Origin of the sequence: Parasedimentitalea marina (assembly GCF_004006175.1) — a bacterium.
Classification (GTDB): Bacteria; Pseudomonadota; Alphaproteobacteria; order Rhodobacterales; family Rhodobacteraceae; genus Parasedimentitalea; species Parasedimentitalea marina.
The window spans coordinates 2,064,653-2,088,849 of the sequence record NZ_CP033219.1 but is presented as its reverse complement, the minus strand read 5'-3'; the positions used below and the strand labels follow the sequence as shown (position 1 = coordinate 2,088,849).

23 protein-coding genes and 1 tRNA gene are annotated in these 24,197 nt (G+C 53.1%); 16 read left to right on the top strand and 8 right to left on the bottom strand.

Features of this window, described 5'->3' with window-relative positions:
• Positions 1 to 213 precede the first annotated feature (213 nt).
• The 5 genes from EBB79_RS10145 to EBB79_RS10125 all read left to right on the top strand — a co-directional run bounded on the left by EBB79_RS10145 (position 214) and on the right by EBB79_RS10125 (position 3,129).
• Positions 214 to 287, top strand: a tRNA-Gly gene (locus EBB79_RS10145).
• A gap of 353 nt (positions 288 to 640) precedes the next feature.
• Positions 641 to 1,090: a hypothetical protein gene (locus EBB79_RS10140; protein ID WP_127748780.1), complete on the top strand. Its 450-nt coding sequence runs from the start codon at positions 641 to 643 to the stop codon at positions 1,088 to 1,090.
• Between the two features lie 3 nt (positions 1,091 to 1,093).
• Positions 1,094 to 1,312, top strand: a complete 219-nt coding sequence (locus EBB79_RS10135; RefSeq protein WP_127748779.1) for a helix-turn-helix transcriptional regulator — start codon at positions 1,094 to 1,096, stop codon at positions 1,310 to 1,312.
• 37 nt (positions 1,313 to 1,349) lie between these two features.
• Positions 1,350 to 1,973 carry a class I SAM-dependent methyltransferase gene (locus EBB79_RS10130; protein ID WP_127748778.1) on the top strand — a complete coding sequence of 208 codons (624 nt, stop codon included), beginning with the start codon at positions 1,350 to 1,352 and terminating at the stop codon, positions 1,971 to 1,973.
• A gap of 220 nt (positions 1,974 to 2,193) precedes the next feature.
• On the top strand, positions 2,194 to 3,129 hold the full coding sequence (locus EBB79_RS10125; RefSeq protein WP_127748777.1) for a phytanoyl-CoA dioxygenase family protein: 936 nt from the start codon (positions 2,194 to 2,196) through the stop codon (positions 3,127 to 3,129).
• Between the two features lie 339 nt (positions 3,130 to 3,468).
• Here EBB79_RS10125 and pgl read toward each other — a convergent pair whose 3' ends face one another.
• Positions 3,469 to 4,140, bottom strand: coding sequence for a 6-phosphogluconolactonase (gene pgl / locus EBB79_RS10120; RefSeq protein WP_127748776.1), 672 nt, complete (start codon positions 4,138 to 4,140; stop codon positions 3,469 to 3,471).
• Positions 4,141 to 4,438: 298 nt separating this feature from the next.
• Here pgl and EBB79_RS10115 point away from each other — a divergent pair, with 298 nt between their 5' ends.
• Entirely contained in the window at positions 4,439 to 5,392 is a 954-nt protein-coding gene (locus EBB79_RS10115; RefSeq protein WP_127748775.1) for a radical SAM protein, read from the top strand.
• 60 nt (positions 5,393 to 5,452) lie between these two features.
• Here EBB79_RS10115 and EBB79_RS10110 read toward each other — a convergent pair whose 3' ends face one another.
• Entirely contained in the window at positions 5,453 to 5,722 is a 270-nt protein-coding gene (locus EBB79_RS10110) for an usg protein (protein ID WP_127748774.1), read from the bottom strand.
• A 193-nt stretch (positions 5,723 to 5,915) separates the two neighbouring features.
• On the opposite strand from EBB79_RS10110, the gene gyrA reads away from it, so the two are divergent.
• Complete coding sequence (gene gyrA / locus EBB79_RS10105) at positions 5,916 to 8,636, top strand: DNA gyrase subunit A (RefSeq protein ID WP_420850390.1); 2,721 nt, start codon at positions 5,916 to 5,918, stop codon at positions 8,634 to 8,636.
• 132 nt (positions 8,637 to 8,768) lie between these two features.
• Here the strand turns inward: gyrA and EBB79_RS10100 are convergent, their stop codons facing one another.
• Genes EBB79_RS10100 through EBB79_RS10090 form a run of 3 tightly spaced genes read right to left on the bottom strand, consistent with a single transcriptional unit; the run spans position 8,769 to position 12,195 of the window.
• The gene (locus EBB79_RS10100; protein ID WP_127748773.1) at positions 8,769 to 10,238 is read right to left on the bottom strand and encodes a carboxypeptidase M32; all 1,470 of its coding nucleotides are present in this window, start codon (positions 10,236 to 10,238) and stop codon (positions 8,769 to 8,771) included.
• Positions 10,239 to 10,240: 2 nt separating this feature from the next.
• Complete coding sequence (gene ctaA / locus EBB79_RS10095) at positions 10,241 to 11,386, bottom strand: heme A synthase (RefSeq protein WP_127748772.1); 1,146 nt, start codon at positions 11,384 to 11,386, stop codon at positions 10,241 to 10,243.
• 59 nt (positions 11,387 to 11,445) lie between these two features.
• The gene (locus EBB79_RS10090; RefSeq protein WP_127748771.1) at positions 11,446 to 12,195 is read right to left on the bottom strand and encodes an RNA methyltransferase; all 750 of its coding nucleotides are present in this window, start codon (positions 12,193 to 12,195) and stop codon (positions 11,446 to 11,448) included.
• A 161-nt stretch (positions 12,196 to 12,356) separates the two neighbouring features.
• Here EBB79_RS10090 and EBB79_RS10085 point away from each other — a divergent pair, with 161 nt between their 5' ends.
• Positions 12,357 to 12,977 (top strand): thiamine phosphate synthase, encoded by a 621-nt coding sequence (locus tag EBB79_RS10085; RefSeq protein WP_127748770.1) that lies wholly within the window; start codon positions 12,357 to 12,359, stop codon positions 12,975 to 12,977.
• A gap of 5 nt (positions 12,978 to 12,982) precedes the next feature.
• Here EBB79_RS10085 and EBB79_RS10080 read toward each other — a convergent pair whose 3' ends face one another.
• Complete coding sequence (locus tag EBB79_RS10080) at positions 12,983 to 14,134, bottom strand: HupE/UreJ family protein (protein WP_127748769.1); 1,152 nt, start codon at positions 14,132 to 14,134, stop codon at positions 12,983 to 12,985.
• Between EBB79_RS10080 and EBB79_RS10075 the strand changes: the two genes are divergently transcribed.
• The 4 genes from EBB79_RS10075 to EBB79_RS10060 all read left to right on the top strand — a co-directional run bounded on the left by EBB79_RS10075 (position 14,067) and on the right by EBB79_RS10060 (position 17,573).
• A complete protein-coding gene (locus EBB79_RS10075) occupies positions 14,067 to 14,936 on the top strand; it encodes a DUF4198 domain-containing protein (protein ID WP_238705051.1) in 870 nt (289 codons plus the stop codon). The genes EBB79_RS10080 and EBB79_RS10075 overlap by 68 nt on opposite strands.
• Positions 14,937 to 14,984: 48 nt before the next feature.
• The gene (locus EBB79_RS10070; protein WP_127748767.1) at positions 14,985 to 15,893 is read left to right on the top strand and encodes a PfkB family carbohydrate kinase; all 909 of its coding nucleotides are present in this window, start codon (positions 14,985 to 14,987) and stop codon (positions 15,891 to 15,893) included.
• Positions 15,890 to 16,804, top strand: coding sequence for a pseudouridine-5'-phosphate glycosidase (locus EBB79_RS10065; protein ID WP_127748766.1), 915 nt, complete (start codon positions 15,890 to 15,892; stop codon positions 16,802 to 16,804). The genes EBB79_RS10070 and EBB79_RS10065 overlap by 4 nt, the downstream gene beginning before the upstream one ends.
• A gap of 79 nt (positions 16,805 to 16,883) precedes the next feature.
• Complete coding sequence (locus tag EBB79_RS10060; RefSeq protein WP_127748765.1) at positions 16,884 to 17,573, top strand: DUF502 domain-containing protein; 690 nt, start codon at positions 16,884 to 16,886, stop codon at positions 17,571 to 17,573.
• Between the two features lie 78 nt (positions 17,574 to 17,651).
• On the opposite strand, the gene EBB79_RS10055 is transcribed toward EBB79_RS10060, so the two are convergent.
• Complete coding sequence (locus EBB79_RS10055) at positions 17,652 to 18,425, bottom strand: 3-hydroxybutyrate dehydrogenase (protein WP_127748764.1); 774 nt, start codon at positions 18,423 to 18,425, stop codon at positions 17,652 to 17,654.
• A gap of 419 nt (positions 18,426 to 18,844) precedes the next feature.
• Here EBB79_RS10055 and EBB79_RS10050 point away from each other — a divergent pair, with 419 nt between their 5' ends.
• Together EBB79_RS10050 and EBB79_RS10045 are read left to right on the top strand one after the other, a co-directional pair.
• The gene (locus EBB79_RS10050) at positions 18,845 to 20,662 is read left to right on the top strand and encodes an extracellular solute-binding protein (protein WP_127748763.1); all 1,818 of its coding nucleotides are present in this window, start codon (positions 18,845 to 18,847) and stop codon (positions 20,660 to 20,662) included.
• Between the two features lie 320 nt (positions 20,663 to 20,982).
• The gene (locus EBB79_RS10045) at positions 20,983 to 21,204 is read left to right on the top strand and encodes a hypothetical protein (RefSeq protein ID WP_127748762.1); all 222 of its coding nucleotides are present in this window, start codon (positions 20,983 to 20,985) and stop codon (positions 21,202 to 21,204) included.
• Between the two features lie 18 nt (positions 21,205 to 21,222).
• Here EBB79_RS10045 and EBB79_RS10040 read toward each other — a convergent pair whose 3' ends face one another.
• Positions 21,223 to 21,846: a helix-turn-helix domain-containing protein gene (locus EBB79_RS10040; RefSeq protein ID WP_127748761.1), complete on the bottom strand. Its 624-nt coding sequence runs from the start codon at positions 21,844 to 21,846 to the stop codon at positions 21,223 to 21,225.
• A gap of 64 nt (positions 21,847 to 21,910) precedes the next feature.
• Between EBB79_RS10040 and EBB79_RS10035 the strand changes: the two genes are divergently transcribed.
• Complete coding sequence (locus EBB79_RS10035; protein ID WP_127748760.1) at positions 21,911 to 23,437, top strand: class I adenylate-forming enzyme family protein; 1,527 nt, start codon at positions 21,911 to 21,913, stop codon at positions 23,435 to 23,437.
• Complete coding sequence (locus EBB79_RS10030; RefSeq protein WP_127748759.1) at positions 23,427 to 24,071, top strand: DsbA family oxidoreductase; 645 nt, start codon at positions 23,427 to 23,429, stop codon at positions 24,069 to 24,071. The genes EBB79_RS10035 and EBB79_RS10030 overlap by 11 nt, the downstream gene beginning before the upstream one ends.
• The last annotated feature ends 126 nt before the right edge of the window (positions 24,072 to 24,197 follow it).

Genomic DNA, 24,197 nt, shown 5'->3' with positions numbered 1-24,197 from the left:
AACCGACGCTCAGTGCCCCCAAAAACCACCAAAACCAGCGCATTCGTTTACCTCACCAAATATTCAGGTGTAAGAATTGTGCAGCAAACATACGGTTGTCCAGAATGACCAAAGGTCGCATTGTGAATTCCGGCTGGTTTGTGTCCCTATTCCAAATGCTTTGGCGAGATTGCCTTGACGCCCTAATTGTCATCGCTTACCCAACAGCTGAGCGCGGGTATGGTGAAAAGGTATCACGCGAGCTTCCCAAGCTTAAGTTACGAGTTCGATTCTCGTTACCCGCTCCAGTCAACCTTCAGTTTCCCCCATATTTCAGCACCTTACTCAGCTATCTCAAGAGATAATTGAGTTTCAACCCTGAAATGGTATGGAAAAAACAGGAATGTCTGGGGGGTGAAGCACGATCCCAAGACTAATACCCAGAGTCAGACCGGCACAGCTTCGCATTACCCAAGCCACAACGAGAACTACCTTTAACACCGGTAGTTCGTCTCAGCCCTTGTCCTCTCAACAAACGTGACACATCCATAATTTGGGAACAGGTGTATAAAATATTTGACTCCGCATTTGCAATTTCATACTCCATGTAAAGAATATTAGACTTTGGATCAATAAACCCCGTGCCAATTTGGAACTCAAAATGACATATCAAGATCGCAATACTGTCGTCTCAATCTTCGTGAACCTTGCCGTCAGTGCCTTCGTTGTTCTTCGGCTTTTGGAGATGAACGCCTCTGGAATGTTTGAAGGCTCAGATGCTGTAAACAATTGGGCCCGCCTCGTGATCTGGTTGATTCCTCTTGGTATTGTCGCCACGATAACGGGAACCATTCTATTCAACATCGGCTTTGCGATCTTTACAAACGAACCCAAGCCCAGCTTCATCGTAGATGAGCGCGACAAACTTTTCGAACGCCGTGGCAACTTCGCAATTATCGCTTTTGCAGGTGCAGGGTTTGTCACTGCAGTTATCGTCTTGGCCCTTGATGCATCTGCGCTTATCGGGTTCAACATCATCTACTTCGGCATGGCGTTCGGGTCTTTGGCGGCGGATATCGTCAAATTTGTCAGCTATCGCCGGGGGTATTGAGCCATGGGAAAACTCAAGATTACCAATATCATCAGACGCTTGCGGTTTGATGCCGACGAAATGACCCAAAAAGATCTTGCTGAAAAGGTTGGCGTCACACGGCAAACTATCGTTGCAATCGAAAACGCCAAATACTCGCCGACGCTCGAACTTGCAATCTTGATTTCCCGCGTGTTTGACAAACCCCTAGAAGAGGTCTTCGACATCCAGGACGCCAACTGATCCGACGTACGTCCCACTTATTTTCAAAGGAACACACATGCTCGTTCATCCATCACGCTTCTGGAATATGTTGGCTCGCACTTATGCCCGCCGCCCGGTTCAAAACCAAACTGCCTATCAATACAAACTCGACGTGACCCGGCAAAATCTGGCACCCCAGGATCGCATCCTGGAATTTGGCTGCGGCACTGGCACGACTGCCCTCATCCATGCAGCAAACGTCGCCCATATTGATGCCATCGACTATTCCTCAGAGATGATCTCTATCGCGCAAAGCAAGGCCGAAGAGCAGGGTGTCAGGAACGTGAACTTCGAAATCTGCGCATTCGAAAACTGGCCCGTCCCGGAGGCTGACCAAAAGTATGACGCTGTACTGGCCATGTCGATCCTTCACCTCGTCTCTGACCTTGACGAAACATTGGACCGCGTTCGTAAATCTCTGAAGGAAGGCGGCCTGTTCTTCAGTTCGACGGTCTGTCTGGAAGGGTTTCAAAGGTTCGCCATACCCGCATTGGGGACTATTGGTGTGCTGCCGAAAATTCGCGCTCTAACACAGGATATTCTTGTTGAGCGTTTGCAGGCCCATGGGTTCATCAGTGAACACACATGGCGCCCAGAAGATGGATCCGCCTCATTCATAGTCGCAAGGAGCAAGGGTTAGTCAGGTCACTGATCTGGCAACGCATTTCTGTTTTGTAACGCGTCACGGTCAGATTAAAGCAGCCATCAATATCAAAACCCGATGACTTTAGCGCTCTATCGCCGTTTGCTGGAAGGGCGCGAAAGGCGGCAAAGGAGTTCAAGAAAAACTGATGACTTGCAATTCGCTGTGACTTGCGGCCAAGTTGTATGGGACATTCAGATCTACGGAGCATCAAGAAATGCTGCCTTCAGCAGACGAAATCAGTCATCCAATCAGCACCAACCTGACAACGCAGTTAAAGGATGTTCAGAAAACGCTGCCACTACGGGTTCTGTCGAAAGAGGATTGGCAACACTGGATCACCAAAGGGTACGTTGTTGTGAAGCAAGCAGTTCCTGCGGCGCAGGCTAAAGCTCTGGCGGATGTTCTTTGGGAGTTTGATGAAAAAGACCCGAATGATCCCAGCACATGGTATGCGCCAGAACGGCGGTCCCACGTCCGCAAAGAGCTGAATAATGCTGGCATGGTTGAAATCTATCACCATCAGGCCCTCTGGGATAATCGGCAAACTCCCCGCATCTATGATGCTTTCGTCGACATCTGGGACCGCGAGGATCTATGGGTGACCATTGACCGCGCAAACTTGAATCCGCCAAAGAAAGGCGCAACTTCGAAGGACGGCTTTATTCATTGGGACGTCAATACCTCAATTGTCCCTCCCCCGATCGGTGTGCAAGGCGTTCTTAGCCTTGACGTGCAGGACGATGAGACCGGCGGGTTTCAGTGCGCTCCTAGTCTTTTTGAACATTTTGACGAATGGGTCGAAACGCAGCCATCAGATCGAAACCCTCTTATGCCGGATATGACAGGGATTGAACGTGAGAACATCACATTGGACCCCGGCGATTTGATGATTTTCAACTCGCTGCTAGCTCATGGCGTGCGCCCAAATATCTCAAAGGACCGGGTGCGGTTGGCACAATACATCTCGATGCATCCAGCGGAGCCGTCGAATTCTGAGGAAAAAGCGGAGCGCATCCGGCTGTGGGAGGAGATTGAACCTCCTAGGCGACCTGATTTCCCGGGAGATCCAAGAAATTGGGAAAAGAGATACGTCTCACCAGCGGTGTTGACAGATTTAGGCCGATCGCTGCTTGGACTGAAAGACTGGTGAGCTGTTATTGTTTCTATCAAGTCGAGTGCAGGCACATGGTCATGAAAACGCTGATTAGCCGAAGCTACATCAAAAGCGTCATTGCCCCCGCTTAAGTCATTCCATATTCAAAATTGCCGTATCCACAACCGAGGCACCTCGGAGATTGGCTCCGTCAAAATCAGCGCCCTGAGGTTCAGATTCTGGAATTTCAGCGCCTCAAAACCCGCAATGCCTTGATAGTAGGCCCTTATGGGTATTATTGAAACATTTCGGAAAATGGCTTGATGCAACAGCGATTGGCCTGCCCGTTTGGCATCTCTCTGGCGGGCAGACCCACAATGGTCATAACAAAATCCTTCAAGGGGACCAGTGAACCGTTGTTTCTGACAATACCGCCTGCACCGGAGCCTCTTCTGGTGGCAGCAGCAAAGCACGCTCTAACGCTGTTCGTTTTTCCTTGCCGAATATCACCAAATGCTTGGAAACAGCCGCGTCCAATACCCGCGCAGACAGGCTGATACGGGCTTCTGGCTGACTGGCTGGACGCAGGATCACCAGCGCCGGGGCTGATGGATCGAGGGCCATTTTGAGACCTTGAACTCCAGGAAACAGTGAGGCTGTGTGCATGTCCGCGCCCATTCCCAACAATAGGACGGATATGGGTAATTCCGGGGACACTGCAGACTCAAGATCACCAAGGGCGTCCTCTGGTTCTTTGTTTTGGACATGAAATGGCAGAAACTGGGCTGACGCCGCTCTATCCACCATTAACCGTTCACCGATCATGCGCGCATTTGAACGTTCACTGTTGCTGTCCACCCACCGCTCATCCGTTGCCATGACCCGTACGCGGGACCAATCAAGATCAGCAGCACACAGATCGTCAAAAATCGGGGCTGGTGTGGTCCCTCCTGCTACAGCAATGGAGGCTGTTTCATGGTTCAATAAATGCGTGCTGAGGTCTCCAGCCATTTGGTTTGCCACGTCGATGGCCAACATATCACGATCAGGATATTCAATAATTTTCATGGGCTAATCCCCTGTTCACAACGTAAATGAAGGCGCGTCAATCCGTTGCTGTCATCGGTCAGATGCTACCGCTATCATATGGTTTACGCTTAATTCTGGGTGTTTGCCAACTGGCAATAACCGGAAACTCCAGGACCGTTAAATAAATTCACGTGGTGTAGAGCTAGCAAAGTATCTATGCGCCGTTAAGACCGGGCTTAAATTGGGCAAGTCACCAAAACTTGTCCCCCTATTACCTTTAACTTACCTGATATCTTCGTCTAAGGATTGGGAGCAAAAAACCGTTTGGATCCTCCTGATGAAAGACCTGCCTCAATCTACAGCTAATGTTGGAAAGTTTCAGCATAGTTTTGTCACGGCCAGTGGCGAAAAACGGGCTGTTGTTGCTCTTAGTCAACCTGAATCCCTGTGGTTCAATACCGGAACGCTTTGCAATATTGAATGTGCGAACTGCTATATTCTCAGTTCGCCCAGCAACGATGCCCTTGTCTATATTCGTGCCGACGAGGTCCGCACCTATCTTGATCAGATTGAAGTAAGAAATTGGCCAATCAAGGAAATCGGCTTCACTGGCGGTGAACCTTTTATGAACCCTCAAATGGTCGATATGGCCGGGGCGGCACTTCAGCGTGGGTATCGTGTTCTGATTTTGACCAATGCAATGCAGCCTATGATGCGCAAATCAGTCCAAACTGGCCTTTTGCAGCTCAAGTCCGATTTCCCAGACCAAATGGAAATTCGTGTCTCGCTGGACCATTTTTCACAGGAAGTTCATGACGCCGAGCGCGGTGCTGGCAGCTTCAAAAAGACCCTGCAGGGCATGCAGTGGTTGCAGTCGAACGGGTTCACAATGGCCGTAGCTGGGCGCAGCCAGTGGGGCACAAACGACGCAGACTCCCGACTGGGATATGCTGCCTTATTTGAAAAACATGGGTTTGACATTGATGCAAACAGCGCCGGCCAGACAGTTTTATTTCCAGAAATGGATGAAACCGTGGAAGTCCCTGAAATAACCACCGCCTGTTGGGGGATATTGGGGAAGTCGCCTAAGGACGTCATGTGTTCGTCCTCTCGAATGGTGGTAAAACGCAAAGGTGCGGCAGGCCCAACAGTCGTTGCCTGCACATTATTGCCCTATACGCCAGAGTTCGAATTGGGCCCATCTTTGGAAGATGCCGAACAAGACGTTGCCTTAAACCACCCTCATTGCGCAAAGTTCTGCGTGCTTGGTGGGGCAAGCTGTTCAGCCTGAACTATGGGTTCGTGCAGCCAATCGAGGGTCTAAGAGACCGGTGTCATCAGCCAAGCCCAGCTAGTGCAGCGTCAAGATTCCCTTCACATGGCGCCACTGTCCGGAACTAAGCATTTTCCGATGGCAAAAGCGTACCGAGTGAAGAGGCCCTTCAATCTCGCGCTGCCAGAATTCTATAAACTCAAATAACTTGGGGTGATCCGGCATAATATCATAGTCCTGCCAGACATAAGTGTTCAGCACGTGAACATGATCCGGCATATGATAGGTGAATTCGGCCGTGGTCAGGCCATAGCCTTTTAGCATTAATTCGGTTTCAGATGGCTCCATTTTTGCCTCCAGTTATTGGATATGTCCGACAAAGGTAGAACAAATTTGGTTAATATAGGCCAAAAACAACGTGTTACTGCATTATTAATGGAGAAATGCCCGTCAGAAACTCTGCTTGCTTGCGCCCCATATGCCCTCTCTGATAGGGTGCAAACACAAGATATAGACCCATCAATAACAACGGGCAGCAAACGTGAGCGATACGCCGGAAACTCCTGAAAATATGGATGAAACTCCGCCTTCTCGGCCGATTTATGATGGACCATCCGTCTCTATCGAATCCGAAATGCGGACCTCCTATCTCGACTATGCGATGTCTGTCATCGTCAGTCGGGCCATTCCTGACCTGCGGGACGGGCTTAAACCCGTGCACCGCCGCATTCTCTACGCGATGCATGAGACCAACAATACCCACGACAAGTCATACCGCAAATCGGCGCGTCCCGTTGGTGATGTCATGGGTAAATACCACCCCCATGGCGACAGTGCGATCTACGATGCGCTGGTTCGAATGGCGCAGGACTTCTCGATGTCGCTGCCTTTGCTGGATGGTCAGGGCAACTTTGGCTCGATGGATGGCGATAATGCCGCCGCGATGCGCTATACCGAAGTCCGGATGGACAAGCCGGCGGCTTTTTTGCTGAGTGACATCGACAAGGACACTGTCGACTTTCAAGACAACTATGACGGTAAGGATCAAGAACCAACCGTTCTGCCAGCCCGTTTTCCAAACATGCTGGTCAATGGTGCGGGCGGTATTGCCGTTGGCATGGCCACCAACATTCCGCCACATAACCTCGGCGAAGTGATCGACGCGACCCTTGCGTTGATTGAAGATCCGGATCTTACCAGCGAACAGCTGATCGACTATGTCCCCGGACCCGACTTCCCCACTGGTGGTGTGATGTTGGGCCGAACCGGGGCCCGCAAGGCCTATCTTGAAGGCCGTGGATCCGTCATCATTCGCTCCAAGACCCGTGTCGAAGAGATTCGTCGTGATCGCTACGCCATTGTGGTAGATGAGATCCCCTATCAAGTGAACAAAGCGGCGATGATCGAAAAGATCGCCGAGCAGGTTCGCGAAAAGAAAATCGAGGGTGTTGCCCACGTTCAGGATGAATCCGATCGCAACGGTGTACGTGTGGTGATCGAGCTGAAGCGCGATGCCACCGCCGAAGTGGTGATGAACCAGTTGTTCCGCTTCTCGCCCATGCAGACCTATTTTGGCTGTAACATGCTGGCGCTGAATGGCGGTCGGCCCGAAACACTGACGCTGCGCCGGTTCTTGACCTCGTTCATCGACTTCCGCGAGGACGTGGTGGCACGACGCACGGCTTATTTGCTACGCAAAGCACGCGAACGCAGTCATATCCTGTGTGGCCTGGCGGTTGCCGTCACCAATATTGACGAGATCGTCGCCACCATCCGCGCCTCTGCTGACGCGTCCGAGGCCCGTGAAAAACTGATGACCCGGCGTTGGCCAGCGCAGCCTATCTTGCAGTATATCGCGCTGATCGATGATCCGACCCATACAGCCAATGACGACGGCACTTACAACCTGTCGGAAACCCAAGCCCGGGCTATTCTAGAATTGCGCTTGCAGCGTCTGACCCAGATCGGCGTCAAGGAAGTCACCGACGAGCTGGAAGAACTCGCCGGCAAGATTAAAGAATATCTTGAAATCCTTGGTTCCCGAGAGCGCATCATGGGCATCATCGCTGACGAGTTGACCGAAGTGCGGGACCAATTCGCTGTGCCACGCCGCACCCAGATTGTCGACTGGTCCGGTGACATGGACGACGAAGACCTGATCGAGCGCGAGGACATGGTGGTGACCGTGACCTCGGGTGGCTATATCAAGCGTACACCGCTGGCCGATTTCCGCGCGCAAAAACGCGGCGGCAAGGGGGTCTCGGGAATGCAGACCAAAGAAGAGGACGTGATCACCACCCTCTTTGTGGCCAATACCCACACCCAACTGCTGTTCTTTACCACGGATGGCATGGTCTACAAGCTGAAAACCTGGCGCCTGCCGCAGGGTGGTCGCACCTCCAAGGGTAAGGCTGTAGTCAACATCCTGCCGATCCCGCCTGGTGTTTCGATCGCTGCCATCATGCCGGTGGATGTGCCCGAGGACGACTGGGCCAATCTGCAGATCATTTTTGCCACTACAGCCGGCGATGTCCGACGCAATGCACTGTCGGATTTTGTTAATGTCAAACGCAACGGCAAAATCGCCATGGATCTGCCCGAGGGCGTGGAAATGGTCAATGCGCGGATCTGTTCTGAAAACGACGACGTCATGCTGGTAAGCAATGCGGGCCGCGCCATCCGGTTCTCAACCACTGATGTGCGGGTCTTCAAGGGCCGTAAATCCACAGGTGTTCGGGGAATTCGTCTTGGCGACGACAACCGTGTAGTCTCTATGTCGGTGATCCGCCATTTTGAGGCCGAACCATCTGAACGCAGTGCCTTTATCAAGCGGTTCAGGTCGGAATTGGGCAGCGATGTTTCCGAAGATGAGGTCGTCGATGAGATCGAAGGTGCCCTGACGGAAGATCGCTACCAGGAAATGCTGGCTGCAAATGACCTGTTGGTTACAATCAACAAGGGTGGCGCAGGTAATCTGACCTCTTCGCATGATTACCGCGTAAGCGGACGTGGGGGACAAGGTGTCGCCGCGATGAAGGGCAACGAAATTGTTGCGACTTTCCCGGTCGACCTGGCTGACCAGATCATGTTGGCCACTTCAAAAGGTCAATCCATCCGGGTTCCAGTCCAAGGGATTTCGTTCCGCTCACGCAGTGCTGGCGGCGTCAAAGTATTCAACACTGGAAAAGGTGAGGAAGTGGTCTCGGTTGCTTGGATCGCAGAGCAAAACGCAGATGAAGACGAAGGTGGCGCAGAGGACTAAAGTCTGCCTTCTCGTCACTAAGTAAGAAAAGCGCCACCCAAGTCTGGGTGGCGCTTTTTTACTTAATTGGAGCCTGAAACGGTCTCTGTAAACTTATACAAAACCAAACCCAATATTTGAAACCGCAACTCTCTACAGATCGTAGATCTCGCCAAACTTTGCCTCAAGATAGTCCAGCAGCGGCTCATGTGTCGGGGCCATTCCAGCGGCATGTGCAATCGTGTCCCGCGGTGACCGCAATCCACCATACTGCTGCAGATTTTGTTGTAGCCAGCCAGTTGCCCCCGAAGTGTCACCCAATGCCAAATTCTGATCCAAATCCGGAATGGCCTTGCGTAATGTCTGGTGCAAGCACCCCGCATAGACATTGCCCAAACTATATGTCGGAAAATACCCAAACAGACCAACCGACCAATGAACGTCCTGCAAGCAGCCATTTGATGGTTTGTCCACGTCGTAGCCAAAATCGGCCTTGAAGCGATCATTCCAGGCAGCCTCTAGATCTGCGACTTGCAGATCACCTGACATCAAGGCTCGCTCTAAATCGAATCGCAGCATCACGTGGAGATTATACTGAATTTCATCCGCCTCGGTCCGGATATAGCCGTTATGAACTTTGTTGACCGCTGCATAAAATCCGTCGGCATCGGCAACGCCAAAGTCGCCAAAGACCTCGGTCATTTGTTCAAACAACCAACCGGTAAGGGCACGTCCACGTCCGATTTGGTTCTCGTAGATCCGGCTTTGGCTTTCATGCACACCCATCGAAACGCCGCGGCCCAATGGTGTCAGCAAGTAAGCCTTATCGATGTTTTGCTCATAGCACGCATGACCAACTTCGTGGATTGTGGAATAGAAGCAGTTGAACGGATCGTCTGCGCTGGTTCGGGTGGTGATACGCACATCCAACCCACTGCCCGAGCTAAACGGATGCACTGCCTTATCCACGCGGCCGTGGTTCATGTCGTAGCCAAACGTCTTGGCCAGTTTTCGCGTCAGCTTCATCTGCTTGGGCTCGTCGAACACACCGCTCAAACCCTTTGGCGCAGGTCGCTCCAACACTGCAGAGCGGAGATTGACCAGTCGTGGCCGCATAGCATCAAAAATCTGCGCAATCTGGGCGCTGGTGGTGCCATGCTCATAATCCTCGATCATGGCATCATAAAGGTGGCCACCATTGGCCAGTGCTGCGCCCTCTTCACGCTTCAGCGCGACGACCTCTTCCAGCACCGGAACGAACGCAGCGACATCTTCGTCGGCCCGCGCAGCGGCCCATTTGCCCTGTGACTCCGAGGTCAGTTGAGCCAGCTTTTTCGCCAGGTCCGCCGGCACCTTTTGGGCCCGGTCAAAGCCCCGCTGGATCTCTCTCAGATGGGCGGTACCTGCCGCGTCTGGGGCCTCTGCCTTATCCAGCCATTCTGCCACTTTTGGATCCATACGGCGGGCGTGCAAAATCGCTTCAAGGGCCGCCATTTCCTCGCCTCGCTGGGGCGCCGCGCCACGCGGCATCATGGTTTCCTGGTCCCAACCCAACCGCCCTGCAACCTCACCAAGAGCTTGCGTGTCGCGTTGGAAAAGCATCAGTTCATCAAATGCGCTCATTGTTAAATGTCCTTGATTGATGTGGGAATTGGGTAAGCTGACAAAAAGCGAGCGCGCAGGATCAAGACCCAGATCACCACCGCCATCAACTGGTGTAAGATAGCCACCTGCCAGGGGGCGCCGTAGACAACAGTAATAATGCCCAGAACAATCTGCAGGAACAAAACTGCAAAGGCTGCGTGAAAGGAGCTTTGCGTTTTTAGGTGTGCACTACGCCGCCCCTTCAGCCAAACGAAACCGGCAAATAAGCCCAGTAAATACCCGCTCATTCGGTGAATGAATTGAACTAAACCCGGGCTTTCAAAGAAGTTTCGCCACATGGGTTCGAGCAACAGAGCATTTTGCGGAAATACCCGTCCGCCCATTAACGGCCAATCCGTATAAGACCGACCTGCATCAATGCCAGCCACCAAGGCGCCCAGTAAAATTTGCAAAAACGCAAAATGCATCAAACCTGTGGAAAGCCCAAACAGCTTGATTTCCTTGGCTCGGCGCGCCTGCATCAAGGCTCTATCTCCGCGCGACAACATCATCATGTACCATGCGATGAATCCAAGGATGACAAAGGCCAATCCAAGGTGGAGTGCCAGTCGATATGAGGCAACAGACACCATGCCCTCGCCCTGTGTTACGCCCGATGCGACCATCCACCATCCTATGCCACCTTGCAGGCCTCCCAGCAGCCCTGGCAGTGCCAGCTTATCGGTCCATCCAGTCGGGATTTTACGAGCTATAAGGAAGCCAAAAAATCCAAGCGCCCAGATCAGTCCCATCACCCGGCCTAGCTGTCGGTGGCTCCACTCCCACCAATAGATCGCCTTGAAATCGTCCAGCTGCATCCATTGGTTTTCAATGCGCCATTGATCGATTTGCTGATATTTGTCGAACTCGGCTTGCCAATCAGATTCGCTCAGCGGAGGCACTGCACCGGTGATCGGTTTCCACTCGGTAATCGACAGGCCACTGTCTGTCAGACGCGTCAGCCCACCAACAACAATCATTGCGACCACCAGCGCAAACAGCACCATCAACCAAGCCCGAATTGCACCTCGGGCGCCGCCGTTATCCCGGTTAATCAGGCCAGGTTGGATTGCCGGTTTGTCGGATCTCTCACCCTCGACGTCTTCAAAAATGCTACGCTTGCTCATGCTTGCCTCACTCAATTCATCGCCACGCTAGAACCCTGCCCCACAGAGGTCCAGTCGGCTTATTCATCACCGCGTTGTTTCCAGCGAACCATCTGCCGCATGATCCCGTGCAGCATTTGCACATCTGCGTTGGTAAGCGCCATTCTGCTCCACAAATTGCGCAGATTGACCTTCATATTTGGCGCTTTTGCAGGTGGGAAAAAGAACCCGGCTTCGTCCAGGCGGCCTTCATAATGGTCCGACAATTTCTCGATTTCGACACCGGTGGCCCAATCCGCCTTGCCCATTTCGACCACTTCGTGCTCGATTTTTCCCACTTGCCTTTGCCACTCGTAGGCGGTCAGCAGCACACACTGGCCCAAATTCAAAGAGCCATATGCCGGGTTCACGGGTACCGAAATGATGGCATTGGCTTTGGCCACATCCTCATTTTCCAGCCCGGCCCGTTCCGGCCCGAACATCACCGCAACTTTTTCTCCGGCGGCTATTTTTTCGGCCGCCAGTTTCATCGCTGCTTCTGGGCTGAAAACCGGTTTGGTCAAACCGCGTTGCCGGGCTGTCGTCGCAAACACAAAGGAACAGTCAGCCAGAGCATCCGGCACATCCGGGCTTAGGCGTGCCTCGTCCAGCAAACGTCCAGCCCCCGATGCCATGGCAACCGCCTTGGGACTGGGCCAGCCATCACGCGGCGCCACAATGCGCATTCGGTCCAAGCCAAAATTCCACATTGCGCGGGCTGCGGCCCCGATATTTTCGCCCATCTGGGGGCGGACCAAAACAAAGGCGGGCTGTGAGGTCTGGCTTGGCATGGTACTCTCTCTGAAACGTCGCTTCGATCTAGTCTGCAATCGCCATCAGAGCAAGATCTGGCATTTCCGTGACATCACGAATACTCTGTCAGCACCCTATAAACCTTGCACCTACAACTTTATACGCTAAACAGCCGCAAGATATAATAAGGACCGGACCCATGGACAGCCCAGAGAAACCGCAGATCTATCTGATCACACCGCCAAGTTTCGAGCTGGGCCAATTTCCCGATCAACTGGCCAAGGTTTTGGATTCCACTGACGTTGCCTGTCTGCGTCTGGATTTGGCGAGCCGGGACGAAGACACTCTGAGCCGGGCAGCTGACGCCCTGCGCGAAGTGACTCATGCACGGGACGTCGCCATTGTTATATCCGACCACCAAATCCTGGCCGAGCGCCTTGGGCTGGACGGTGTCCACCTGACTGATTCCGCACGCTCGGTTCGCGCCACCCGCAAGGCAATGGGCGCAGACACCATTGTTGGCAGTTTTTGTGGCGCCTCCAATCATGACGGCATTTCCGCCGCCGAGGCTGGCGCGGATTACGTCAGCTTTGGTCCGGTTGGCACGTCGGGGCTGGGCGACGGCGCCATTGCAGATCTTGATTTGTTCAAATGGTGGTCAGAAATGATCGAGGTCCCGATGGTTGCCGAAGGCGGCCTGACCGAAGACCTGGTTCGGACCGTATCGCCCTTTACCGACTTCTTTGGTGTCGGCGACGAGATCTGGCGGGACGAGAACCCGGTTGCGGCACTGCAGCGCCTCACGGCCGCGATGAGCTAAGCCGTTTACAGAAACACGCGCTCGACAAACCAATATGCTCCGATCACTGCAATGGTGATCGAAGCCGGTATGGCCACCCGGCCACGATACTTGGGGTGCGCGCGGAACCAAACGCTGACTGTGGCAAAGGCGATTGCAATCACCGTCAACTGCCCCAGTTCTACGCCAACATTGAACCCGATCAATGCGGCGACAAACTGGTCGCCCGGCAACCCGATGTCGCCCAGTATCGATGCAAACCCAAGCCCGTGTAATAATCCAAATCCAAATATCACCAAGGGTCTCCAGACCGTCAGTCGGCGAAGAAAGATATTTTCCACCGCCACGTAGACAATGGAGGCCGCAATCAAGGGCTCAACGATGTTAGGCGACACCAGAACCCATCCCAGAGCGCCCAGAGCCAAAGTTATGGTGTGAGCAACCGTAAAGGCACTTACCTGCCACAGCAGCGGCCGCAGTCGCGGGCTCAGGAAAAAGAGGCCCAGAACGAATAATATGTGATCCAGACCTAGGGGCAGAATATGTTCGAAGCCAATCGGCAGGTAATCAACAAAGGTCTCCTGGGCCGTTAGGGCCGCTCCGCCGGCCAATGGAATAAGGGGGGTGGTTTCACCGCCCTGCAAATACCCAGTGTAAGGTTCCTCTACACCGTTCTGCCTGAGCACCACGCCACCTGACCCCTTGGGCCAATAAACAGTCAAGCTGCGGGCCGTTTCCGGGACACGTCCGTTCAACAATAAATAGGACGCACGGGGCAAATCAATATCGCCCACTTCGGGAATGACCACCTCTGAAACGCTAAGTTGGAGCGTACTACCCGCAGTAACCCGGACAGTTTCCAACCATTCCTCGGCGAACTGACGCACCATGGGTTCCAGCTCCTCCTGACCCAGCCCGCGAAGGCTGTCGTAGTCTTTGGCCTGATCGGATTCGTTGGTGTCATCCATTCCGTCCAGATTTATGCCAGCAACGAAGGCTTCGACGTTCAATCGCAGATCAAGCGCGATCTGTCCGTCCTCAACCCGAAAATCGGCAATGGTCGGCGTTACTTCATGTGCGTTTCCGCCCGATACCAGGGCAGTCAAAGCAATGCTTGACAAATATATTGTCACAGCCAGCCTGTTCCCCAGTGCCCATAAGGTTTTGCGAATGTTCATCTGCCTATACCGCCGTCTTAATTTTGTTCTTATTGGCCTGGTCCTATCCACCCTGCCTGCCCTTTCGCACGAGTTTTGGATTGAACCACAGAAATATCAAGTGGAATCAGGAGCCCCGGTAATTGCGGATCTCCGAAACGGCCAGAACTTCAGCGGTGCCAATCAGGTGTTTTTTGCAAGACGAACGCGGCGTTTTGACGTAACGCAGGGGGATTTGACCACAGCCTATCAAGGCCGGATGGGAGATCTTCCGGCGTTTCAACTCTCTCAAGCGGAACCGGGATTGCTAATCATCACTCACGAAACTGCACCACAGACAATAACCTACGAAACCTGGGTGCAATTTCAGACATTTGTTGATCATAAAGGCTTTGTCGACATTCCCAAACAGCATCAGGCCCGAAGATTGCCCAGCCAAGGTTTTGCAGAAAGTTACACACGATACGCTAAAACCTTGATTGCCGTCGAAAATGGCGAAGGCTCCGATCACTTTCAGGGGATGGAGACTGAATTTGTGGCACTTGCCAACCCTTATACCGATGACCTGTCCTTGGGCATGTCGGTCCGGCTTTACTATCAGGGCACTGCTCGTGGCTCTGCTCAAATCGAGATTTTTGAACGCGGGCCAAATGGCAAAGTGTTGGTTTTCCTGCAAAAAACTGATTCTCAGGGTCTCGTACAGGTACCGGTTAAACCGGGTCACACCTATCTGTTGGACGCTGTTGTGCTGCGCCCAGCACCGCAATCTGGGGATCCGGTCTGGGAATCCCTGTGGGCTGCGCTAACATTTGCCACGCCCTAACGCAGGTTGCCGCTTGCGAGGCGCTGTAAAACTGGGCAGAACACCTGCATGACACAGAACAACACTCAGCCGACGCCAAACATTCTTTGTATTGGTTCAGTCCTGTGGGATATTATCGGTCGTTCGCCGGTGGAAATGCGACGTGGATCGGACATGCCGGGACGTATCACCCAATTACCCGGTGGCGTGGCAATGAACATTGCAATGACACTCGCGCGCTTTGGTTTAAAACCTGCACTTCTCAGTGCCGTCGGTCGCGATGACGAAGGTGTCGAGCTAATAGCTGCCTGCGCGCGACTCGGGCTTGTGACGGATTACATATACCGGTCTGATGACCTGCCCACAGATCGCTACATGGCGGTCGAAGGCGCAAATGGCCTGATCGCTGCGATCGCCGACGCCCATTCCTTAGAGGCGGCCGGAGACAAAATTCTAAAACCTTTGCGTGACGGTAGCCTTGGATCCCCCACTTCCCCTTTCACAGGCCCAATTGCGCTGGACGGCAACCTGACCTTGTCGCTGCTGGACGACATCGCCAATGACCCTGCGTTTGACGCGGCAGATCTTCGTGTTGCACCTGCCTCACCGGGCAAGGCAGAACGTTTGCGTCCATTCCTGACCTGCAATCGGGGTACGCTTTATGTTAACCTCGAAGAGGCCGGGCTGCTGTGTCAGGCCGACTTTACCGACAGTGAGACTGCGGCCAAGGCGATGCTGGACCGGGGGGCCTGTCGTGTTCTGGTCACCGACGGCGGCAGTTCCGCAACCGAAGCCAGCACACGTTCACTTATCACGCTCGTCCCACCCCGCGTCACTGTTGCGCGCGTCACTGGGGCTGGAGATACCTTTATGGCGGCTCATATCGCAGCGGAAAGCCGCGGCGACACCTGTGAAGCCGCACTCGCCTCTGCGCTTAAGGCTGCAGCTACCTATGTTTCAGGAGAACCCCCATTGTGATCGACATCAAATATTCGGCTGAGGTCAAAGCGGCCAAAGCTGCGGGAACGGCTCTTGTGGCGCTTGAAAGCACCATCATCACCCATGGCATGCCCTATCCGCAAAACATAGAAGTTGCCGCACAAGTCGAGCAGGACATTCGTGATGCGGGCGCTACTCCGGCCACTATCGCTGTTATCGACGGCCATTTGCATGTGGGTCTCGAAGCCGACCAGCTACAGAAGCTAGGACAAGCGAAAGACGTCGCCAAACTATCGCGCGCTGATTTTGCAGCCTGTTTGGCCAATGGTGGAACAGGTGCAACAACGGTTGCTGCAACTATGATCGCTGCCCATTTGGCTGGCATCCAGGTCTTTGCGACGGGCGGCATTGGCGGTGTTCATAAGGGCGCAGAATCGAGCTTTGACATCTCGGCAGACCTGTTAGAACTCGCGGCCACTCCGGTCACCGTTGTCGCCGCTGGGGCCAAGGCGATACTGGACGTTCCAAAAACGCTTGAGGTGCTGGAAACTCAAGGGGTACCGGTCATCGGATATGGGCAGGACTCGTTTCCGGCCTTTTGGTCTTCTCAATCCGACTTGTCAGTCCCCTTGCGCATGGATGATGCAGACCAAATTGCTCGTGCGCACGCAATGCGCCAGGCTGTAGGCCTTCCAGGCGGCCAACTGATCGCCAACCCAATCCCCAAGGCTGACGAAATCGCTGCAGAAACCCTTGCCCCGGTCATCACCCAGGCACAGGCCGAGGCAGACGCGAAAGGGGTCAGTGGAAAAGCTGTCACGCCTTTCCTGCTTCAGCGGATCTTTGAATTGACCGAGGGCCGGTCTTTGACGGCCAACATCGCCCTTGTGCGCAACAATGCACGCTTGGCCTCACAGATTGCGCGCGCGTTAATCTCTTTGCGGGTCTGACCATCAGAGATTGATGTGAGACCATTGCCGCCGCCGGGCAAATTACCTAACTTGCACCCGATCAATAGTGAAAAGACTTATGACAACGCCATTTGACCCAGAACCCCATCGGCGACCAGGCCTTTTTGCCCGGCTTCGATCGTCCTTCTTGACCGGCATCGTGGTTATCGCCCCTGTTGGGCTGACAATCTGGTTGCTTTGGTCGGTGATGGGCTGGGTCGACAGTGTGGTTCTGCCACTGGTGCCAGCAACGATCCTGCCGGAAAAATACATCGGGATCAATCTGCGAGGCATTGGATTGATCATCTTCCTACTGTTCACGATCATCATCGGCTGGATCGCCAAAGGCATCTTGGGTCGCTCGATGATTTCCTTTGCCGAAAGCCTGGTCCAACGCATGCCTGTCGTGCGGACCATATATTCCGGTATCAAGCAGATTTCCGAAACCGTCTTTGCCCAATCAGAACGTAGCTTCGAAAAGGCCTGCCTCATTCAATACCCTCGAAAAGGCATCTGGGCGATTGGTTTTGTCTCAACTACAGCCAAGGGGGAAGTCCACAAACAAACAAACCCCCAAGGAAAGCTGATGAGCATTTTCCTGCCAACCACGCCGAACCCAACCTCGGGCTTTCTTTTGTTCCTGCCAGAAGAAGATGTAATTGAGTTGGAAATGAGTGTCGAAGACGCCGCCAAATTGGTCATTTCTGCTGGACTAGTCTATCCAAATTCGAAAGACCCAACTCTCCCTGAAGATGTGCCGTCAGAGTAAACCCACTCGGGCTTTCGGTACTTCATCTGGCCATAAATATCCCGGGGGTGCGGGGGCTGGCCCCCGCCCTACATTCCGTTACAAGGCTGTCCAACCACCATCGACGCTCAGCGTGGTTCCGGTGATCTGCGCGGCGGCGGAAGAACACAAAAAGGCGACGGTTCCCCCTAGTTGCTCAACAGTCGCGAACTCTTTAGATGGCTGGCGTGCCAACATGACCTCACGGATAACGGTTTCCCGGTCCATGTCATATTCAGCCATGGTGTTGGGGATTTGTGCCTCGACCAAGGGTGTTAGCACATAACCCGGGCACACCGCATTGCAGGTAATTGGATCCTGCGCCGTTTCCAGGGCCACGGATTTGGTCATGCCCACAACCCCGTGTTTTGCCGCGACATATGCTGACTTGAAGGGTGAGGCCGTCAATCCATGTGCCGAAGCTATGTTGACCACCCGCCCCCAACCGGCTGCACGCATCACTGGCAATGCTGCTGCCGTGGTATGAAAGACTGAATTCAGATTAATCGCTATGATTGCGTCCCACTTTTCCAAAGGAAATTCATCGATCGGCGCAACATGCTGAATACCAGCGTTATTAACCAAGATATCACAGGCTCCTGCGGCCTTGATCAGGTCTCGGCACTCCTGTCCAATAGACATGTCAGCCTTGATATACTTGGCGGACACATCGAACTCTGCTGCTAGCGACTTCGCAAGTGCATGATCCTCATCCGTTTCCGTGAACGAATTCAGCACCAGATTTGCCCCTGCGCGCGCTAACTCCCGCGCCACCCCCAGTCCGATACCCGAATTCGATCCAGTCACAACTGCGGTTTTTCCTTGCAAGGACATTCGCCTCTTCCCTTCATTTGATGTCATTTTGTCTATACAGTAACTTGCCATGCTGCACCTGCAAAGAAAACGATAGTTATGTAGAATTCGTTTTAGAGAATTTCCTGTGAAAAGGCTTAATCACTTGCGCAAACCGCGCCATGCTCATATGGCAGCCTAGCATCTGTAAATCCACTTCCCCGAGACCGCGCATTCTCAATTTGGATGGGTATTAGTTAACGCTCTGACAAAAAAAACGCCCGCGCGAAGCGGGCGTCAAGTTATTGAGGCAGGTTTCATACAGGCAAGAAACCTATCGAGCAGTGAGTTAGTTATACTCAATAAACCGGCGTTATCCAAGCTAAAAGTTTGAAAAGGCGTAAAAGCCGGGGTACATTGATAACACAAGGAAATATAGCCCAAGTGGGATTGTTGCCAAAATGCGATCAGTGTTTTTCAAAAAAGTCACGTCAACGATGGCAGGTATCACCCTGCTTCTAAGCGTTAATTGTGCAGTTGCAGAATCAGCTCATGGTATTGCGATGTATGGCGAGCCTGCCTTACCTCCGGATTATGTTTCGCTGCCCTATGCCTATCCTGAAGCGCCCAAAGGGGGACGTGTTGTATTTGGCAACACCGGCGGCTTTGATTCACTCAATCCCTTTGTGTTGAAAGGCACTTCTCCATGGCAACTTCGGTTCTGGGGCTATGAGAGTCTTATGGGCCGGTCCTGGGATGAGCCCTTTTCTCTATACGGGCTTTTGGCCGAAACCATCGAAACACCAGAAGACCGATCATGGGTTGAATTCACGCTTCGGCCCGAAGCCCGCTTTTCGGATGGATCTCCAGTCACAGTCGAGGATGTGATCTGGTCATATGAAACCCTGGGCACCGTTGGACACCCGCGCTACCGTGGGTTCTGGTCCAAGGTCGCAAGCATAGCGCAGACTGGCCCACAGAAGGTGAGAATTGATTTCAACACCGAGGATCGCGAACTGGCTTTGCTTGCCGGCTTGAGACCTATTTTGAAAAAAGATCAGTGGGCGGGTAAGGATTTTGCTGAAAGCGGCCCTATCGAAGCGCCGATCGGGACCGGCGCCTATGTCATCGACGCCTCTGATCCCGGCCGATACGTCAACCTGCTGCGTAACCCTGAGTATTGGGGCAAGGATCTGGCATTTCGGCGTGGTACGCAGAATTTTGACGAGATGCGGATTGAATTTTTTGGCGACTCAACTGTCTTGTTCGAAGCCTTTAAGGTTGGTGAACTGACTGCAGTGCGTGAATACAATGCTGGAAAATGGGACAACAACTATAATTTCCCTGCGGTCCAAAACGGCGATGTGGTGAAGTCGGAAATCCCGCACCAACGACCGTCTGGTATTACCGGGTTGGCTATGAATACCCGCAGATCCCTTTTTGCGGACTGGCGCGTACGTGAGGCGCTTATTTACGCCTTCAATTTTGAATATATCAATGGAACAATCACCGGCGGCACACAGCCCCGCATTACCTCCTATTACTCAAACTCTGCGCTGGGCATGCAATCCGGTCCTGCCGAAGGCGATGTGCGGGAAATGCTGGAACCCTATGCAAACAACCTCTTGCCTGGGGCGCTGGATGGATACGCGCTACCAGTAAGTGATGGGACGGAACGAAACCGCAAGAACCTTCGCACAGCAACAAATCTGTTGAATGAAGCAGGTTGGTCGGTTCAGGACGGTGTCTTGCGAGATTCTCAGGGCGCTGCTTTCGAATTCTCAGTTCTTTTGCGCCAAGGCGATAGCGAAATGCAGACTGTTGTCGAAATCTACGCACGCGCGCTCGAACGCCTTGGAATCACGGTCACCACTGAAACTGTTGATAACGCTCAGTATGTTGCACGTCAAAAAGAGTATGATTTTGACATGACCCATTTTCGTGTTGATCTGTCACTTAGCCCCGGGAATGAACAATTTCTGTATTGGGGCCGCGACGGAGTAACTCAACCCGGATCCCGCAATATTATGGGTGTGGACAGCCCGGTGGTCGAGGCCTTAATCCCCGAGATGCTCAACGCAACCAGCGCCGAGCATTTCATTTCAGCAGTAAGAGCTTTGGACCGGGTTCTGACGACGGGCCGTTATGTGATTCCAATTTGGCAATTTGACAAAGGTCGCATTGCCCATGCCAAAGAATTGCACTTTCCGGAAACCCTACCGATTTATGGCGATCGGCCACAGTTCATGCCCACTGTCTGGTGGTATGATCCAAATTAAGTTTGACAGCTGATCTTGGTGTGACTGCAGGGGTTCATTTCTACGGTATCAATGCCCTAGAAACGAGCCTCTGTGGTCGGCGATTAGAACGAGCGACCTCAGACCGAACCAACATGGTTAAGCCGGTCAGCCCAGAAAAGTTGTCTTACACCAGCGCATATAGACAATTTTCACCCGTTATTTTCCAATGGCACATTTTGCCTCCACTTTCGCTCACCAGCCGCAGATGTTGGTTCACCGTCCGACTGTATCTTTCGGTGACATTATTAAGTACACTAAACCAGTAAGAGACCCGTTGTTGCCCGGTGAGAGGAGCGGCTATGACAGCTTTACGTTCAACGAATGTCAGGGCCGCCAGCCTACCGCGGATGAAAAACCGATTTCCCTATCTGCATCCGGATCTGGTGCCATCCCTATTGCAAGACCGCGAGGCCTTTATTGCGCATCTTGCCAAAACACACCAACTTACCCTGACAGAAGCCCGTGAAGAGGTAGATGATTTCCTTTTCATTGAAGGCTTGCTGTATGAGGTTGAAGGCTGACCTTTCCCCATTATCTGCTCAGGCCAACGACGTGACCCACAAAATAGTCGCATCCTCGTCGCTGGACGAAATAACATTGTGACCCATAGCGGCGTCATAATACGCACTATCACCGCGCCGCATCTCAATCGGCTCGTAGAATTCAGTGTAAAGCTTGACTACGCCAGTAAGCACATACAAAAACTCTTCTCCATCGTGACGGACCCAGCCATCGAACTCATCCATCGAACGGGCCCGAACCCGGGCGCGATACGGCAGCATTTGTTTGCGCGATAGACTGTCAGCCAACAATTCGTGCTCATAGGTCGTGGTGGCATGGGCTGCCCCTTCACCGGTCTTTGTCACGGCCAAACGACCGTTGACCTGATCCCGTTGTGGAGGTGTAAAAAGCTGTGGAACAGAGATTTGCAGCCCAATCGCCAACTTCTTTAGCGCATCGTAAGTGGGTGACATTTGGCCATTTTCGATCTTCGACAAGGTCGACCGGGCCAATCCAGCCTGATTAGCGGCATGTTCCAATGTCCAGTCGCGTGCCTTGCGTAATTCACGCACCCGCATACCCAGATCTAACGGTTCTGCTTCACTCTGGTCACCAGAGCTTCGGGCAATGGTAATCAACGATTTTGGATCTTTATTTGTCATGCTATCTCTATAGGCTGCCCCCCGGCTGCTTGCAACGCGCCACCACCCGCGATAGCCAAGTTGCATGTTGTCTATCTTTGACCAAGGTCCATTCAAACCCTGCCCTGCACCGTTCAATCTGGCGGCGCATGTGCTGCGCCATGCGCCACTGACCCCTGATAAACCAGCCCTGTCCATTATCTCTGGCACAAAGGCTAAAACCTGGACCTACCGCGCCTTAGAAAATGCGGTGCGGGGCACCGGGACAGGGTTATTGCAAACCGGTCTGAAACCAGGCGACATCGTTTTAATGCGATTGGGCAATACGGTTGAATTTCCCATCGCCTATCTTGGAGCCATTGCAGCCGGTCTTATTCCGGTTCCGACCTCTTCCCAGTTGACCACAGCCGACACTGCCAAAATGATCACCGAGCTGTCACCGGCTGCGGTTCTACGTGACCCACAGGTAGACTGTGGACCGCATGTACATCAAATCACCACCGACTCACTTATCAAGATGCGCGACCTCCCCCCTTGCGAATTCAACCTCGGCGACCCCGAACGATTAGCCTATATCGTCTTTACCTCAGGTACCGGCGGATTTCCGCGTGCAGTAGCGCATGCGCACCGAGCCATTTGGGCGCGGCAGATGATGGTCGCCGGTTGGTACGATCTAAAAGCGGATGACCGGCTGCTACATGCTGGCGCGTTCAATTGGACCTATACTTTGGGAACAGGTCTGATGGATCCCTGGACCATCGGCGCGACGGCCTTGATCCCATCTGCGGACACAGATCTTGCTGATCTGCCAAATTTGCTCCGCACCCATAAGGCCAGTATTTTTGCGGCCGCGCCCGGGGTATACCGCAAAGCCCTAAAGGGGAAGTCACGGCTGGACTTGCCTACTTTGCGACATGGGCTTAGCGCCGGAGAAAAACTATCCACTGATTTGCATCAGGCCTGGACCAAAGCCACCGGAACCGAGCTGTTCGAAGCATATGGCATGTCTGAGTGCTCGACATTCATATCGTCCAGTCCAAGCCGCCCCGCGCAAAATCACAGTTTAGGCCAACCGCAACCCGGGCGACGCGTTGCAATTATTGGTGAGGACGGGCCCGTTCCCCTTGGTGATGAAGGCATTATTGCAATACACCGCTCGGATCCGGGGCTTATGCTGTGCTATCTGAATGATCCCGACGAAACCGCTGCCAAATTTCAGGGTGATTGGTTTTTGACAGGTGATCTGGGCAAACTGACCGAGGATGGACAGATTACATACCTTGGACGCAACGATGACATGATGAATGCAGGAGGTTTTCGTGTCTCGCCACTCGAGGTGGAATCTGCACTGTCTCAACATCCCGACATCACCCAGATCGGCGCAGCAACTGTCGAGATTAAGCCAGGCACATTTGTCATTGGCGCCTTCTATACCGCTCCCACAAAATTGAACGACGACGCTCTGCAGTCTTTTGCCAATGCTCACCTGGCACGTTACAAGCAACCCCGCGTCTATATCCACCTGCCATCCCTGCCGCTCGGCGCCAACGGTAAACTACTGCGGCGCGCTCTGCCTACTTTCTACAAGGTTTCATCCTCACATGACCGTTAAACTTGACATCATCTCAGATCCCATTTGCCCCTGGTGTTACATTGGGAAAAACAATCTGGATAAGGCGCTGGCACAGATCCCGGACCATCCATTCGTCATTGAATGGCACCCCTTTCAACTGAACCCCGACATGCCTGCCGAAGGCATGGATCGACGCGCCTATCTGGAAGGAAAGTTTGGCGGAAAAGAGGCCGCAGTAAAGGTCTACGCTCCGATCGTTGAACACGCCCAAAATGCCGGATTGCAGATCAATTTTGAAGCCATGAAGCGTACGCCAAATACATTGGATGCACACCGTCTGATTCATTGGGCCGGAATCGAAAGCAAACAGACAGCGGCCGTTGATGCTTTGTTTCATGCCTATTTTGTCGATGCCCGCGACATCGGCAATGCCGAAGTTCTTGGCGATATTGCGGATAGCATCGGCATGGATGCCGCTGTAGTGCAAAAACTTCTCGCAACTGACAACGATATTGACGACATCAAATCTCGCGATGCCCATAGTCGTCAGATGGGCGTGACCTCTGTTCCCACGTTTATTGTCGACAATAAACATGCTGTCCCGGGTGCTCAACCGCCTGAACTCTGGCTCAAAGTGATCGGTGAAATCATGGAACAGGTTAACCCCGGTTAGACCAATGATTGCGGTCCAGTACAAAAATTGCTCAGCCACTTGGCGAATGCACTTTCTACCTCAAAACAGAATACAATTGTGATCCGCTTCATCTGGCTCCAAATATCCCGGGGGTGAATTGTTGCC

Coding starts and splice junctions, on each gene's coding strand:
- EBB79_RS10055 (WP_127748764.1), bottom strand. CDS start 18,425: ATGTCCTTGCAAGGAAAAACCGCAGTTGTGACTGGATCGAATTCGGGT.
- EBB79_RS10050 (WP_127748763.1), top strand. CDS start 18,845: ATGCGATCAGTGTTTTTCAAAAAAGTCACGTCAACGATGGCAGGTATC.
- EBB79_RS10100 (WP_127748773.1), bottom strand. CDS start 10,238: ATGAGCGCATTTGATGAACTGATGCTTTTCCAACGCGACACGCAAGCT.
- EBB79_RS10070 (WP_127748767.1), top strand. CDS start 14,985: ATGACACAGAACAACACTCAGCCGACGCCAAACATTCTTTGTATTGGT.
- EBB79_RS10035 (WP_127748760.1), top strand. CDS start 21,911: ATGTTGTCTATCTTTGACCAAGGTCCATTCAAACCCTGCCCTGCACCG.
- EBB79_RS10115 (WP_127748775.1), top strand. CDS start 4,439: ATGAAAGACCTGCCTCAATCTACAGCTAATGTTGGAAAGTTTCAGCAT.
- EBB79_RS10040 (WP_127748761.1), bottom strand. CDS start 21,846: ATGACAAATAAAGATCCAAAATCGTTGATTACCATTGCCCGAAGCTCT.
- EBB79_RS10090 (WP_127748771.1), bottom strand. CDS start 12,195: ATGCCAAGCCAGACCTCACAGCCCGCCTTTGTTTTGGTCCGCCCCCAG.
- EBB79_RS10085 (WP_127748770.1), top strand. CDS start 12,357: ATGGACAGCCCAGAGAAACCGCAGATCTATCTGATCACACCGCCAAGT.
- EBB79_RS10075 (WP_238705051.1), top strand. CDS start 14,067: ATGCTTGACAAATATATTGTCACAGCCAGCCTGTTCCCCAGTGCCCAT.
- EBB79_RS10080 (WP_127748769.1), bottom strand. CDS start 14,134: ATGAACATTCGCAAAACCTTATGGGCACTGGGGAACAGGCTGGCTGTG.
- EBB79_RS10125 (WP_127748777.1), top strand. CDS start 2,194: ATGCTGCCTTCAGCAGACGAAATCAGTCATCCAATCAGCACCAACCTG.
- EBB79_RS10110 (WP_127748774.1), bottom strand. CDS start 5,722: ATGGAGCCATCTGAAACCGAATTAATGCTAAAAGGCTATGGCCTGACC.
- EBB79_RS10140 (WP_127748780.1), top strand. CDS start 641: ATGACATATCAAGATCGCAATACTGTCGTCTCAATCTTCGTGAACCTT.
- EBB79_RS10060 (WP_127748765.1), top strand. CDS start 16,884: ATGACAACGCCATTTGACCCAGAACCCCATCGGCGACCAGGCCTTTTT.
- EBB79_RS10030 (WP_127748759.1), top strand. CDS start 23,427: ATGACCGTTAAACTTGACATCATCTCAGATCCCATTTGCCCCTGGTGT.
- EBB79_RS10135 (WP_127748779.1), top strand. CDS start 1,094: ATGGGAAAACTCAAGATTACCAATATCATCAGACGCTTGCGGTTTGAT.
- ctaA (WP_127748772.1), bottom strand. CDS start 11,386: ATGAGCAAGCGTAGCATTTTTGAAGACGTCGAGGGTGAGAGATCCGAC.
- pgl (WP_127748776.1), bottom strand. CDS start 4,140: ATGAAAATTATTGAATATCCTGATCGTGATATGTTGGCCATCGACGTG.
- EBB79_RS10130 (WP_127748778.1), top strand. CDS start 1,350: ATGCTCGTTCATCCATCACGCTTCTGGAATATGTTGGCTCGCACTTAT.
- EBB79_RS10045 (WP_127748762.1), top strand. CDS start 20,983: ATGACAGCTTTACGTTCAACGAATGTCAGGGCCGCCAGCCTACCGCGG.